Below are 13,979 nucleotides of genomic sequence, written 5' to 3' on the forward strand. Positions count from 1 at the left end.
AGACCGCATGCCCGCCAAGATCCCCGCCACCGTCATCACCGGCTTCCTCGGCGCCGGCAAGACCACGCTGATCCGCCACCTGCTGCAGACCGCGAATGGCCGCCGGCTGGCCCTGATCATCAACGAGTTCGGCGATGTCGGGGTCGATGGCGACCTGCTGCGCAGCTGCGGCGACGCCACCTGCCGCGAGGAGGATGTGGTGGAGCTGGCCAATGGCTGCATCTGCTGCACCGTGGCCGACGACTTCATCCCGACCATCGAGAAGCTGCTGAACCGCGCCGAGCCGCCGGACCACATCGTGATCGAGACCAGCGGCCTGGCCCTGCCGAAGCCGCTGGTCAAGGCGTTCGGCTGGCCCGAGATCCGCACTCGGGTCACGGTCGACGGCGTCATCACCGTGATCGACGGCGCCGCCATGTCCGAGGGCCGCTTCGCGCTGGACGAGGAGGCGCTGGCCGCCCAGCGCGCGGCCGACGAGGGGCTGGACCATGACAACCCGCTGGAGGAGCTGTTCGAGGACCAGCTCGCCTGCGCCGACATGGTGATCCTGAACAAGACCGACCTGCTGGATGAGGCCGGGCTAGCGACGGTGTCCGCCGAGCTGGCCGCGCAGCTGCGCCCGGGGGTCAAGGTGGTCAAGGCCCGCCACGGCGCGATCGACGCCGCGGTGCTGCTGGGCCTCGGCTCCGCGGCCGAGGACGATCTGGCGGCGCGCCCCTCGCATCACGATGCCGAGGACGAGCACGACCACGATGATTTCGAGAGCTTCCATGTCGATCTCGGCGCCGTGACCGACCCCGACGCCCTGACGCGCAAGCTGAAGCCGGTGATCGAGGCGCATGACATCCTGCGGCTGAAGGGCTTCGCCGCGGTCGAGGGCAAGCCGATGCGCCTGGTGGTCCAGGCGGTGGGCGGCCGGATCCAGCATTACTACGACCGCCCGTGGCGCGCCGACGAGGCCCGCGGCACCACCCTGGTGGTGATCGGCGAACGCGGCCTCGACCGCGCCGCCATCACCGCATCGCTCGCGGCCTGATGCATCTCCTCGCCACCCAGCCGGGCAGCGTCGCCGACGGGTCGGAGGCGGTCGATCTCGGCCAGAGTCCGGGCGACATCGTCGTCCTGACCGCGGCCGACACCGAACTCGCCTGCCTGTCGGCGGCGCGGTCCGGTTTCGGCGAGGATTTCCCCTCAGTCCGGCTGGCCAACCTGCTGCAGCTCGGCCACAACCTGTCGGTCGACACCTATGTCGACGACGTGGTCAGCCGGGCGAAGCTGGTGGTGGTGCGGCTGCTCGGCGGCGCCGGCTATTGGCGCTACGGCATCGAGCAGGTGCATGCCGCCTGCCGGCGCGAGGGCATCCCCCTGGCCGTGCTGCCGGGCGACGACAAGCCGGATGCCGATCTCGACGCGCTGTCGACCCTGCCGGAGGAGGCGCGGGGCCGGCTGTGGCGCTATCTGGTCGAAGGCGGCATCGAGAACGCCCGCGGCTTCCTGGCCTATGCCGCGACGCTGACCGGCCGCGACCTGCAATGGGCCGAACCGCGGCCGCTGCTGCGCGCCGGGCTGTACTGGCCGGACCTGCGCCATCCGTCCTATGCGGAGATCGCCGGGCGGTGGCCGGGCGACGCCCCCGTCACCGGCCTCGTCTTCTACCGGGCCCTGGTGCAGGCGGGGAACCTGGCGCCGGTCGATGCGCTGGTCGCGGCGCTGCAGGCCCGGGGACTGAACCCGCTGCCGATCTTCGTCTCCAGCCTGAAGGACACGGTGTCGGCCGAGCTGGTCACCGAGGCCTTCGCTCGCCATCCGCCGGCGGTAATCCTCAACGCCACCAGCTTCGCTGTCTCCAGCCCCGGCGGCCCGACCCAGCCGACGCCGTTCGACGCGGCCGACTGCCCCGTGCTGCAGGTGGTGTTCGCCGGCGGGGGCGAGGCGGCGTGGCGCGACGGCACGCGCGGCCTGTCGGCCCAGGATCTGGCGATGAATGTCGCCCTGACCGAGATCGACGGACGGGTACTGACCCGCGCCGTGTCCTTCAAGTCGGAGGCACGCTGGGATCCACTGACCGAATGCACCGTGGTGTCCTACCGCCCGGTGGCCGACCGCATCGATTTCGTGGCCGATCTCGCTGCCGCCTGGGCGGGACTGCGGCGGACGCCGGCGGCCGATCGCCGGGTCGCACTGATCCTGGCCAACTACCCGAACCGCGACGGCAGGCTCGGCAACGGCGTCGGCCTCGACACCCCGGCCGGGACGGTCGAGGTGCTGCGCGCCCTGGCCGCCGCCGGCTATGCCGTCGCCGATGTGCCCGAGGATGCGGCTGACCTGATGGCGCGGGTGACGGCCGGGCCGACCAATGCGCTTGCGACCCGCGCCGACCGCGCCGGCGGCGAGGCCTATCCGCTGGCCGACTACCGCGCTTTCTTCGCCGGCCTGCCCGAGCCCGTGCGAACGGCGGTGACGGCCCGCTGGGGCGAGCCCGAAGCCGATCCCTTCGTCGAGGGCGATGCCTTCCGGCTGGCGGTCCACCGCTTCGGCCATGTCATCATCGGGGTGCAGCCGGCGCGCGGCTACAACATCGACCCGCAGGCGACCTATCACGACCCGGCGCTGGTGCCGCCGCACGGCTATCTCGCCTTCTACGCCTGGCTGCGCGGCGGCTTCGGCGCCCAGGCGTTCATCCATATGGGCAAGCACGGCAATCTGGAGTGGCTGCCGGGCAAGGCGCTGGCGCTGTCGCAGGACTGCTTCCCGGAGGCCGCCTTCGGCCCCGTCCCGCATCTCTACCCCTTCATCGTCAACGATCCGGGCGAGGGCACCCAGGCCAAGCGCCGCACCGCCGCCGTCATCATCGACCATCTGACGCCGCCGCTGACCCGGGCCGAGAGCTACGGCCCGCTGAAGGACCTGGAGGCGCTGGTCGACGAATACTACGAGGCCGCCGGCATGGACCCGCGCCGGCTGGCGCATCTGCGCGACCGCATCCTCGACCTCGCCCGCAGCTCCGGCCTCGACCAGGATTGCGGCGTGGCGCCGGGCGACGAATCCGATTCCGCCCTGGCACAGATCGACAACCATCTGTGCGAGCTGAAGGAGATGCAGATCCGCGACGGGCTGCACATCTTCGGCCGCTCGCCCGCAGGCGACCAGCGCACCGACCTGCTGGTGGCGCTGACCCGGGTGCCGCGCGGGGCCGGGCAGGGCGGCGACGCCTCGCTGATCCGGGCTTTGGCCGGCGATCTCGGCCTCGGCTTCGACCCGCTGGACTGCCGCTTCGGCGATGCCTGGGCCGGGCTGCGGCCTGCAGCTCTCGGGCCTGTGGAAGGCTGGCGCACCCTGGGCGACACGGTGGAGCGGCTGGAGACTCTGGCGCGCGATCTGGTCGCCGGCACCCGGCCGGCGGAGGCCGGATGGACCGCCACCGCCGCCGTGCTGGCGGAGATCCAGGCCGCCGTTGCCCCGGCCGTCGACCGCTCCGGCGCCGCCGAGATCGACGGGCTGCTGCGCGGGCTGGCCGGGCGCTTCGTGGCGCCGGGATCCTCCGGCGCGCCGACCCGCGGGCGGCTGGACGTGCTGCCGACCGGCCGCAACTTCTACTCGGTCGACAGCCGCACGGTGCCGACCCCGGCCGCCTGGCATCTCGGCTGGAAATCGGCGGCGCTGCTGGTCGAGCGGCACCGGCAGGAGCATGGCGACTGGCCCCGCACCATGGCGCTGAGCGCCTGGGGCACCAGCAACATGCGCACCGGCGGCGACGACATCGCCCAGGCGCTGGCGCTGCTCGGCGTGCAGCCGCGCTGGGACCCGGCCTCGCGTCGCGTCACCGGCTTCGAGATCATGCCGGCCGGGGTGCTCGACCGGCCGCGGGTCGACGTCACCCTGCGCATCTCCGGCTTCTTCCGCGACGCCTTCCCCAGCCAGATCGACCTGTTCGACAGCGCCGTGCGTGCCGTGGCGGCGCTGGACGAGCCGGAAGACATCAACCCGCTCGCCGCCCGGGTGCGGGCCGAGACGGCGGCGCTGGTCGCCGCCGGCACGCCTGAGGCCGAGGCCCGCCGCCGCGCCGGCTTCCGCGTCTTCGGCGCCAAGCCGGGGGCCTACGGGGCGGGCCTGCAGGCGCTGATCGACGAGAAGCTGTGGCGCGACGAGGCCGATCTCGGCCGCGCCTATCTGGAATGGGGCGGCTGGGCCTATGGCGATGGCGCCGAGGGCGCGGCCGCGCACGGCCTGTTCGCCCAGCGGCTGGAGAAGGTCGAAGCGGTGGTCCACAACCAGGACAACCGCGAGCACGACCTCCTGGATTCCGACGATTACTACCAGTTCGAAGGCGGGCTGGCGGCGGCGATCCATCACCTCTCCGGCGCCCGGCCGGCGATCTACCATAACGATCATTCCCGGCCCGAACGGCCGGTGATCCGGACCCTGCGCGAGGAGATCGCCCGTGTCGTCCGCGCCCGGGTGGTCAACCCGAAATGGATCCGCGGCGTGATGCGCCACGGCTACAAGGGCGCCTTCGAGATGGCGGCCACGGTCGACTATCTCTTCGCCTTCGCGGCGACCACCGATGCCGTGGCCGACCACCAGTTCGACCTGGTCTATGACGCCATGCTCGGCGACCCCGAGGTCCGGGCCTTCCTGGAACAGGCCAATCCGGCGGCGGCGCGCGAGATCGCGGAGCGGCTGCAGGAGGCGCTGGATCGCGGCCTGTGGCAGCCGAGGGCGAACGCCGTCTACCATGAGCTCGATGTTTTGACGAAGGAGTCTCGTCCATGAAGACCGACGGCATGACCGAAGACGAGATCAACGCCCGCCACGCCGAGAAGATGGCGAAGAAGAAGGCGGTGCGCGACCGCATGCTGGCCGACAAGACCCTGGAGAAGGGGCTGCTGATCGTCCACACCGGCAAGGGCAAGGGCAAGTCCACCGCCGCCTTCGGCATGGTGCTGCGGTCGATCGGCCACGGCTTCCGCACCGGCGTGGTGCAGTTCGTCAAGGGCAGCTGGGAGACCGGCGAGCGCCATGTGCTGGAGCGGTTCCCGGAGCTGGTGACCATCACCGCGATGGGCGAGGGCTTTACCTGGGAGACCCAGGATCGCGAGCGCGACATCGCCGCCGCCCGTGCGGCCTGGGAGGCCGCCAAGGCGATGATCCGCGACCCGGCCTACCGCATGGTGCTGCTGGACGAGCTGAACATCGTGCTGCGCTACGACTACCTGCCGGCGGAGGAGGTGGTGGCCTTCCTGCGTGACGAGAAGCCGGCCGACACCCATGTCATCGTCACCGGCCGCAACGCCAAGGACGAGCTGATCGAGATCGCCGACCTAGTCACCGAGATGACCCAGATCAAGCACCCGTTCCGCGACGGGGTGAAGGCGCAGGCGGGGATCGAGTTCTGATGGGGTTTTCCCCAATGACGGCCTCCCCCTTTCTGTCATTGCCCGGCTTGACCGGGCAATCCAGGGGCCACCGAGAGCCGCTCTGGCTGCCCCTGGATGCCACGGTCAAGCCGTGGCATGACAGAGAGTGACAGGGAGCCACCCCCCCGCCCTGATGATCCAGGGCACTGGCTCCGATGTCGGCAAGTCGCTGATCGTCGCCGGGCTGTGCCGGGTGTTCGCCCGGCGCGGTCTGCGGGTGCGGCCGTTCAAGCCGCAGAACATGTCGAACAACGCCGCGGTGACGGCGGATGGCGGCGAGATCGGGCGGGCCCAGGCGCTGCAGGCCCGCGCCTGCGGCGTCGAGCCGACCGTGCACATGAACCCGGTGCTGCTGAAGCCGGAGAGCGAGACCGGCGCCCAGGTCATCGTCCAGGGCCGGCGCATCGCCACGCTGAAGGCGCGGGACTACGCCGCCCGCAAGCCGGAGCTGCTGGCGGCGGTGCTGGACAGCTTCGCCCGCCTGTCGGCCGAGGCGGATTTGGTGCTGGTCGAAGGCGCCGGCAGCCCGGCCGAGGTCAATCTGCGCGCCGGTGACATCGCCAATATGGGCTTCGCCGAGGCGGCGGACCTGCCGGTGGTGCTGGTCGCCGACATCCATCGCGGCGGCGTGATCGCCAGCCTGGTCGGCACCCATGCGGTGATCGCGCCGGCCGAGGCCGCGCGCATCCGCGGCTTCATCGTCAACCGCTTCCGCGGCGACGCGGCGCTGTTCGCCGACGGCATGCGCATCGTCGCGGACCGCACCGGCTGGCGTGGCCTCGGCATCGTGCCGCACTGGCCGCAGGCGTCGCGCCTGCCGGCCGAGGACGCCAACGCCCTGGCCGAGATCGAGACGGCGCCGGGCCGGGCCATCACCATCGCCGTGCCGGTGCTGTCGCGCATCGCCAATTTCGACGATCTCGACCCGCTGCGGCTGGAGCCCGACGTGTCGGTACGGATGGTGCGGCCGGGCGAGGCGCTGCCGGGCGATGCCGATCTGGTGCTGCTGCCGGGATCGAAATCGACCATCGGCGACCTCGCCTTCCTGCGCGCCCAGGGCTGGGACATCGACATCGCGGCCCATGTCCGGCGCGGGGGGAGGGTGCTCGGCCTCTGCGCCGGCTTCCAGATGATGGGTCGGCGGCTGCACGACCCCGACGGGATCGATGGCGCGCCGGGATCGGCCGAGGGGCTGGGGCTGATGGACCTCGAGACGGTGATGACGCCGGAGAAGAGCCTGGTCGCGGTCGCCGGCACCCATCGGCCGACCGGTGCCGCGATCCGCGGCTACGAGATGCATGTCGGCCGCACCGACGGCCCGGCGCTGGCACGGCCGCTGCTCGACCTCCAGGGAAGGCCGGACGGCGCGGTCTCGGCCGATGGCCGTGTGGCCGGCTGCTACGTCCATGGCCTGTTCGCGGCGGACGGCTTCCGCGCCGCCTTCCTGGCCGCGATCCGGCCGCGCGCCGATGCCGGCCTGGCCTATGATTCCACGGTCGACGCCACGCTGGACGGGCTGGCGGATCATCTGGAGCGGTATCTCGACCTGCCGGCGCTGGCGATGATGGCCGGGCTTCCGGTCTAACGGGGACGCGCGGAGCCAAAACCATACCCGTCATTGCGAGCCCCGAAGGGGCGTGGCAATCCAGCGGTACCGGTCCCTAGATCGCCACGGCGCTGCGCGCCTCGCGATGACGGTGAAAAGTGGCGCTTTCGGCCCTACAGCAGCATCGCTCCCGCCACCGCGACTAGGATCAGCAACACCCCGGCGCCCTTGGTGACCTCCAACGCCCGGCGGATGTCGCGCGGCGTCGCTTCCGCGCGCCCGCCATCGCCCATCCAGGCATCGGGCACCACCGTGCCGTGATACTGGCGCGGCCCGGCGAGGGCGAGGCCGAGGCCGCCGGCCATCGCCGCCTCCGGCCAGCCGGCATTGGGCGAGCGGTGCTTCGGCGCGTCGCGCAGCATCGCCGTCCAGGCCGCACCGATGCGGCCGCCGCCGAAGGGCGCGGCCAGCGCGATCAGGGCGCCGCACAGCCGTGCCGGGATCAGATTCAGGACATCGTCCAGCCGGGCCGCGGCCCAGCCGAAGGCCTCATGCCGGGCGGTGCGGTGGCCGATCATGCTGTCGGCGGTGTTGACCGCCTTGTAGACCAGGATACCGGGCAGGCCGAACAGCGCAAACCAGAAGGCCGGCACGAACACGCCGTCGGAATAATTCTCGGCATCGCTCTCGATCGCGGCACGGCAGACGCCGGCCATATCAAGGCTCTGCGGGTCGCGGCCGACGATCATCGACACGGCGCGGCGCCCGCCCTCCAGCCCCTCCAGCTCGCAGGCGGCGCCCACCGCGGCGACATGGTCGTGCAGGCTGCGCTGGGCCAGGAACACGGCGGCCAGGGCGATCTCCAGCAGCCAGCCGAAGGGCAGGGCGCGCAGCAGGGCCGAGACACCCCAGCCGATTCCGCCGGTCACCAGCACCAGCAGCAGGGTGGCGGCGATGCCGGCGGCGCGGCGCCGGTCCGGGGCGTCGCCGTCATGGTTCAGCCGGCGGTCGAGCCAGCCGATCCCCCGGCCGATCAGTACGATGGGATGCGGCAGCCGGCGCCACAGCCAGGGCGGGTCGCCGACCAGCGCGTCGAGCAGCAGGGCGCCGGCCAGGAGCCAGAGATGGTTGGGAAAATGCGACATGCCCTCAGCGGCTCCAGACAACCGCTCGTCATCGCGCGGCACGAACGCCTGGATTGCCACGCCCCTGCGGGGCTCGCAATGACGATGAGGGGGTGGCCTACGCGGCGGCGCCAGCCGTCGGCGGCCGGATGCGGCGCCAGATCGTCCAGGCGATCACCGCCAGCCCGCCGATGAGGCCGGAGGCGTAGCTGGCGAGATGGGCCCAGGCGGCGCCGGCGAAGGCGACATGGATCTCCGGCGGCAGCACCCGTCCCCAGCCGCCGGGCAGGGAGGACCGCCCCGACGCCACCGCCCAGGCGCCCCACAGCCCGGCCGCCAGGGCGCACAGCGCCATCGTCGCCAGCAGGCGCAGGATGACGGGGCGGAGATCGGTCAGCCCCAGCCGGTTGCCGCGGCCGATGCGGGCGGCGGCCGCGAGCACCAGGCCCAGCGGCAGGCCGACCCACCAGGTCGCCAGGATCCCCCAGCCGATCGCGAGCAGGAAGGGCGATTCGGTGGGGAACACCGGCGGATGGGCGATGGTGAAGTACTCGACGCAGAGATGCGCCGTCACCTGGTCGTGCAGGATGCCGTAGGCGATCGCCGCGGCCAGGCTGAACCCGATGATCTTGAGGATTTCCATGGCGCTCAGCGGTTGTTGAAGAACATCGCGGCGGCCGCCACCACCGCCAGGCCGGCCAGCACGGCGATACCGATCTTGACCCAGCTCCAGGGGCGCTGGCCCTGCACCTCGCCGGTGCGGCCGTTGATCACGAAGCTGTAGGTCTGCTGGCCGTAGCGGAAGCTGTTCAGCCAGACCGGCAGCAGGATGTGCTTGAAGGTGACGGCGCTGTAGGTGGTCTGCAGCGAGCTGATGGTCTGCTTGTCGCCGCCGATGTCGGCGCGGACGTCGCCGCGGATCACCGGGTCCATCTTGCCCTTGGCCGCCTCGAACCCCCCGGCGAGGTCGAGCTGGTAGTGCTGGGCGCCGAAGCCGCTGAGATAGCGCTGGTCGTAGGGGCTGAGGTCGGCGAGGTCCCAGGGCTCCAGCTTGTCGAGATAGCCGCTCGGCAGCGACCGGCTGGCGACCACCAGCACGTCGTTGAAGCCGCGCGACACCTGTCCGCTGCGCGGCGTCCAGCGCGTCTCGACCACGGTGCGAGTCTTGTCGCCGTCCTGGATCGTCCGGGTGTAGTTATCGCCGCGCTGGCCGTCATAGTCGCTGCTGGTGTCGGCATCGTAGGTCCAGTACGGCACATACATGCCGATGAAGCCGTTGTCGGCCTTGGCCAGCCGCCGGACATCGTTCGGCGCGAACCACAGGCCGGACAGCCAGGTCTCGTATTTCGCTCTCGCGCCCTTGGCGTCGAAGCTGAAGGGCAGCACCGCGCCGGGGCGCAGATGGGTGACCGCGCGCGATTCCAGCACGATCGGCGTGCCGCAGAACGGGCAGCGCGAGGCCTGGATCGACGGGTCGAGCTGGAACTCCGCGGCGCAGCGCTTGCACGACACCACCTGGATGGTCTCCTGCGGCGCCGCCTGCCCGGCTTCGGCTAGGCCGGTGGCGTAGTCGATCTCCTCGACCCGGGACCAGGGCGAGGCCGCGATCGGATTCTCATGCCCGCAATAGGGGCATTTCAGCATGCTGGTGCCGGGCGCGTATTCGAGCTGCGCGCCGCAGGACGCGCAGGCGAAAGCCATGTCCGCCATGATGGCCAAACCTATCGTGAGCGGGGATCAGGCGGCGGGCGGCAGCGGCGGGGGTAGGTCGGCGAACAGCGCGGCCAGCGCGGCGACGTCGCCGGCCTTGGTCCAGGCCGCCATGCCCTGGCTCCAGACCAGGCTGTCGCGGGTCAGCCGGCCGTCGCGGGCCAGGCCCTGCAGCTCGGCGGCCGGGAACGGGCCGCTCTGCTTGCCGTCGATCGCGACGTGGTAGGCGACCGCGCCGGGCAGGGGCGGTGGTGCGGCGCCGGCCGATGGCGCCGTGCTCTGCTGCACAGCGCCGCCCATGGCCGAGGCCAGGCCGCCGGCGGTGGCCATGCCGATGCCGATGCCGGCCGCGCCGCCGGGATTCTCGGCCGCGGCCTTGATCGCCTCGGCCGTCTGGAACTGGGTGTAGCGGCCGAGATCGCCGACCACGCCCATGCTGCTGCGGCGATCGAGCGCCTTCTCGACCTCTTCCGGCAGCGAGACGTTCTCGACCAGCAGCGTCGTCACATCGAGGCCGTAGGCGTCGAACTCGGGCTGGATGGCGTCGCGGATCACCTGGCCGACCTTGTCGTAGTTGGACGACAGGTCGAGCACCGGGATGCCGGATTTCGCCACCGCGCCGGCGAAGCTGGTGACGATCAGGTTGCGCAGTTGCTCGGTGATCTCGTCGGTGGTGAAGCGGCCGTCGGTGCCGGCGATCTCGCGGATGAAGGCGGCCGGGTCCTTGACCCGGATGGCGTAGGTGCCGAAGGCGCGCAGCCGCACCGGCCCGAACTCCGCATCGCGCAGCATCACCGGGTTCATCGTGCCCCATTTCAGGTCGGTGAACCGCTTGGTGTTGAGGAAGTAGACCTCGGCCTTGAACGGGCTGGAGAAGCCGTATTTCCAGCCCTGCAGCGTCGACAGGATCGGCAGGTTCCTGGTTTCCAGCGTGTACATGCCGGGCTGGAACACGTCGGCGATCTTGCCTTCGTTGACGAAGACCGCGACCTGGCTCTCGCGGACGGTCAGCTGGGCGTTGTACTTGATCTCGTTGCCGTGCCGCTCGAAGCGGTAGACCATCGTGTCCTGGCTATCATCGGTCCATTCGATGATGTCGATGAATTCGCCGGTGATCTTGTCCCAGAGCGCCATGGTCCGTCTCCCGCGGGGGCCGGTCTCGGCCGAGTTGCGCGCAGACGATAATATCAGGTTGAGACCGAAAAGAGGCAGGTGTGGGAGGGAATGTGGTTACCGGTGAAATGGGGAAGCGGCTGTGAGCCTTGGGGCCGGCGCGGCGGCGCACCGGCCCCGGGCTCGGGTTCAACTGCGGGTGGTGGGCTGCGGCGCCGCGGCCGGCGTCGGCGGAGCCAGCTTCACGCCGGGCAGGCTGGCGGGCAGGCGGCGCGGGTCCAGCCGCAGGTCGTAGCGCTCGGCCAGCAGCGCCCCGCCCATGATCAGCAGGCCGGTGCCCGACACCGCCAGGAAGGGCAGGTACCAGGCCAGGTCGGTCACCACCATGCCGAGCAGGACCACGCCGGCCGCCGTCTCCGGAATGCCGCTGCCGGCACCGCTGGCATAGCCCGAGCGGCGCGAACTGCCCTTCTTCGGGGTGCGGACGAAGCCGCTGCGCCGGCCGATGAAGGCCTCGATCACGCCGCGCGAATTCGACAGCGACAGGCCCGCGTTCAGCGCCATGGTGGCGAGCATGTCCATGGCGACGCGGCTGAGCCGGTCGCGCCGCACTGCACAGCGGCCGGAGACCAGGAAGGCGACGGTGCCGGCGATGCCCAGCACGGTCGAGCACAGGCCGAGCACGGTCAGGAACACCGGCTGGTCGAAGCCGATGCCGAGGAACATCAGCGTGTTGATCAGGGCCACGGCGGCCAGCGGGTAGAACAGGCACTGCAGCAGCTGCAGGCTGACCGCGACCTTGGCCTTGCGCGGCAGGTCCGAGCGCCAGATGGTCGGCAGCAGCTTGCAGGCGACCTGGGCGAAGCCCTTGGTCCAGCGGAACTGCTGCACCCGCCAGGCGGCGATGCTGGACGGCAGCTCGCCCGGCACGGTGATGTCCGAGAGGTAGCGGGCGCGCCAGCCCTTGAGATGGGCGCGCAGGCTGAGGTCGAGATCCTCGGTCAGGGTGTCGGCCTTCCAGCCGCCGGCGTCGTCGATCGCGGCGCGGCGCCAGATGCCGCAGGTGCCGTTGAAGGGCAGGGGCAGGCCGGTCATGCTGCGGGCCGGCTGCTCGACCCCGAAATGCGCGTCCAGCATCAGGGTCTGGGCGCGGGTCAGCCGGTTCTCGTCGCCGTTCAGATGGTCCCAGCGGCCCTGGACGAAGGCCAGGCGCTTGTCGTTCTCCAGCACCCCGACGGTGCGGCGCAGGAAGTCCGGGCGCGGGATGAAGTCGGCATCGAACATTGCGACATAGGGATGGTCGGTCACGCTCAGCCCGGCATGCAGCGCGCCGGCCTTGAAGCCGGTGCGGTCGGTCCGGTGCAGCCGGTGGGCGTCGACGCCGGCGGCGCGCAGCTCCAGCACCGCCGCCTCGGCGATCTCGCGGGTCTCGTCGATGCTGTCGTCGAGCAGCTGGATCGTCAGCTTGTCCGCCGGCCAGTCCAGCGCCGCGGTGGCGCCCAGGATGCGGCGCACGACGTGGCGTTCGTTGAAGATCGGGACCTGGATCAGGACCCGCGGCAGGTCCTCTTCATCCAGGGCCGCGGCCGGCGCATGATTCGCCAGGCTCTGGCCTTGCGACTGGTGCCGCCAGAAGGTCGCGGCGAGCCAGAGGAGGTTGCTTGACAGGAGGCACAATAGCGTCAGCGCGATGGTCAGTAGACCGTATACGCTGAATTCGAAGATCTCTAAGGGGGTCAAGATGGACCGGCCTTTTCTTGCGTTTATTTCAGAACTGAAAACAGCCGACTCATGGCGTTGTTCCGTCATACTACCGTATTGGCTGAACATCGGCATCAAGCGCAGCGCAACGTGGCGTCAGCAAGGCAGCGCGTTGCGGAGATGCGGCGATATCAGCGGGAAGGCCTTGAATCGTCCGATGTAGACGATAGGCTGGGCGCGCCCGCGAAGCCGGGACACCGAGAGGAAGCGTCATGACCAAACCCGTCGTCCTTGCGCTGGCAGGGCTGATGCCCGGACCCTTCGCCGAGCTGGAAGCGAATTGCACCGTGCACCGGCTGTGGGAGGCGGCGGACAAGGAGGCGCTGATCGCGCGCGTCGCGCCCGAAATCCGCGGCATCGTCACCGGCCCCGGCGTCTCCGCCGAGTTGATGGACCGGTTCCCGGCGCTGGAGATCATCGGCAATTTCGGCGTCGGCTACGACAAGGTCGATGTCGGCCATGCCAAGATCCGCGGCGTGCGCGTCACCAACACCCCCGGCGTGCTCGATGACGAGGTCGCCGATCTCGGCCTGCTGCTGATGCTGGCGACGGCCCGGCGTCTCTGCGTCGGCGACCGCTTCGTCCGGTCCGGGAAATGGACCCAGGGCGGCCTGCCGCTGGCCCGCAGCCTGCGCGGCAAGCGCCTGGGCGTGGTCGGCATGGGGCGGATCGGCCAGGCGGTGGCGGAGCGGGCGCAGGTGTTCGGCCTGTCGATCGCCTGGCACGGGCCGCGGGCCAAGCCCGACATCGCTCACCCCTATTATCCCGACCTGGTGGCACTGGCCCGCGACTCCGATGTGCTGGTGCTGTGCTGCCCGGGCGGCGCCGCCACCCACCACATCGTCAACCGCGCGGTGATCGAGGCGCTAGGCCCCGACGGCATCCTGGTCAACATCGCCCGCGGCACAGTGGTGGACGAGCCGGAGCTGGTTGCCGCCCTGACCGATGGCCGGCTGGGCGCCGCCGGCCTCGACGTGTTCGAGCATGAGCCGAAGGTGCCGGAGGCGCTGTACGGCCTCGACAACGTGGTGCTGCAGCCGCATGTCGGCAGCGCCACGGTCGAGACCCGCAACGCCATGGCCGACCTCGTGGTCCGCAACCTCCTGGCCCATTTCGCCGGGAAGCCGCTGCTGACGCCGGTGGCGTAAGGGCGGGGCGCCGCCACCTCAGCCGTCATTGCGAGCGCAGCGAAGCAATCCATGGCGCCGCCTGGCATGGATTGCTTCGTCGGCTTCGCCTCCTCGCAATTGTCTGTTGGAAAGAGGGTAGAAAGGATCATTCCGCGAGAGCGGGATGCCCCGGTCCGGG

At 70.8% G+C, this 13,979-nt stretch carries 10 protein-coding genes; 5 read left to right on the top strand and 5 right to left on the bottom strand.

All coding sequences use genetic code 11. From position 1 onward, the window contains the following. The first annotated feature begins 7 nt into the window (after positions 1–7). From cobW to E9232_RS19580, 4 genes are all read left to right on the top strand, one after another. Entirely contained in the window at positions 8–1,036 is a 1,029-nt protein-coding gene (gene cobW / locus E9232_RS19565; RefSeq protein WP_309796573.1) for a cobalamin biosynthesis protein CobW, read from the top strand. Further along, positions 1,036–4,773 carry a cobaltochelatase subunit CobN gene (gene cobN / locus E9232_RS19570; RefSeq protein ID WP_309796575.1) on the top strand — a complete coding sequence of 1,246 codons (3,738 nt, stop codon included), beginning with the start codon at positions 1,036–1,038 and terminating at the stop codon, positions 4,771–4,773. Before cobW ends, cobN begins: the two co-directional genes overlap by 1 nt. Beyond that, complete coding sequence (cobO, locus tag E9232_RS19575; protein ID WP_309796577.1) at positions 4,770–5,396, top strand: cob(I)yrinic acid a,c-diamide adenosyltransferase; 627 nt, start codon at positions 4,770–4,772, stop codon at positions 5,394–5,396. Before cobN ends, cobO begins: the two co-directional genes overlap by 4 nt. Before the next feature lie 154 nt (positions 5,397–5,550). Beyond that, entirely contained in the window at positions 5,551–7,002 is a 1,452-nt protein-coding gene (locus E9232_RS19580; RefSeq protein WP_309796615.1) for a cobyric acid synthase, read from the top strand. A 134-nt stretch (positions 7,003–7,136) separates the two neighbouring features. Here E9232_RS19580 and cbiB read toward each other — a convergent pair whose 3' ends face one another. From cbiB to E9232_RS19605, 5 genes are all read right to left on the bottom strand, one after another. Then, positions 7,137–8,108, bottom strand: coding sequence for an adenosylcobinamide-phosphate synthase CbiB (gene cbiB, locus E9232_RS19585; protein WP_309796579.1), 972 nt, complete (start codon positions 8,106–8,108; stop codon positions 7,137–7,139). 97 nt (positions 8,109–8,205) lie between these two features. Further along, the gene (locus E9232_RS19590; protein ID WP_309796580.1) at positions 8,206–8,730 is read right to left on the bottom strand and encodes a hypothetical protein; all 525 of its coding nucleotides are present in this window, start codon (positions 8,728–8,730) and stop codon (positions 8,206–8,208) included. Positions 8,731–8,735: 5 nt separating this feature from the next. Beyond that, positions 8,736–9,797, bottom strand: coding sequence for a TFIIB-type zinc ribbon-containing protein (locus tag E9232_RS19595; protein ID WP_309796582.1), 1,062 nt, complete (start codon positions 9,795–9,797; stop codon positions 8,736–8,738). Between the two features lie 27 nt (positions 9,798–9,824). Next, complete coding sequence (locus E9232_RS19600; RefSeq protein WP_309796585.1) at positions 9,825–10,931, bottom strand: SPFH domain-containing protein; 1,107 nt, start codon at positions 10,929–10,931, stop codon at positions 9,825–9,827. Positions 10,932–11,099: 168 nt separating this feature from the next. Further along, entirely contained in the window at positions 11,100–12,650 is a 1,551-nt protein-coding gene (locus tag E9232_RS19605; protein WP_309796587.1) for a glycosyltransferase, read from the bottom strand. A gap of 233 nt (positions 12,651–12,883) precedes the next feature. On the opposite strand from E9232_RS19605, the gene E9232_RS19610 reads away from it, so the two are divergent. Beyond that, positions 12,884–13,819 carry a 2-hydroxyacid dehydrogenase gene (locus E9232_RS19610; protein ID WP_309796589.1) on the top strand — a complete coding sequence of 312 codons (936 nt, stop codon included), beginning with the start codon at positions 12,884–12,886 and terminating at the stop codon, positions 13,817–13,819. Positions 13,820–13,979 lie beyond the last annotated feature (160 nt).

It is taken from the genome of Inquilinus ginsengisoli (genome assembly GCF_031453975.1).
GTDB classification, from domain to species: domain Bacteria; phylum Pseudomonadota; class Alphaproteobacteria; order DSM-16000; family Inquilinaceae; genus Inquilinus; species Inquilinus ginsengisoli_A.

Excerpts from the sequence above, each read along its gene's own strand:
- E9232_RS19580 (WP_309796615.1), top strand. The coding sequence starts at position 5,551 with ATGATCCAGGGCACTGGCTCCGATGTCGGCAAGTCGCTGATCGTCGCC.
- cobN (WP_309796575.1), top strand. The coding sequence starts at position 1,036 with ATGCATCTCCTCGCCACCCAGCCGGGCAGCGTCGCCGACGGGTCGGAG.
- cobO (WP_309796577.1), top strand. The coding sequence starts at position 4,770 with ATGAAGACCGACGGCATGACCGAAGACGAGATCAACGCCCGCCACGCC.
- E9232_RS19595 (WP_309796582.1), bottom strand. The coding sequence starts at position 9,797 with ATGGCGGACATGGCTTTCGCCTGCGCGTCCTGCGGCGCGCAGCTCGAA.
- E9232_RS19610 (WP_309796589.1), top strand. The coding sequence starts at position 12,884 with ATGACCAAACCCGTCGTCCTTGCGCTGGCAGGGCTGATGCCCGGACCC.
- E9232_RS19590 (WP_309796580.1), bottom strand. The coding sequence starts at position 8,730 with ATGGAAATCCTCAAGATCATCGGGTTCAGCCTGGCCGCGGCGATCGCC.
- E9232_RS19600 (WP_309796585.1), bottom strand. The coding sequence starts at position 10,931 with ATGGCGCTCTGGGACAAGATCACCGGCGAATTCATCGACATCATCGAA.
- cobW (WP_309796573.1), top strand. The coding sequence starts at position 8 with ATGCCCGCCAAGATCCCCGCCACCGTCATCACCGGCTTCCTCGGCGCC.
- cbiB (WP_309796579.1), bottom strand. The coding sequence starts at position 8,108 with ATGTCGCATTTTCCCAACCATCTCTGGCTCCTGGCCGGCGCCCTGCTG.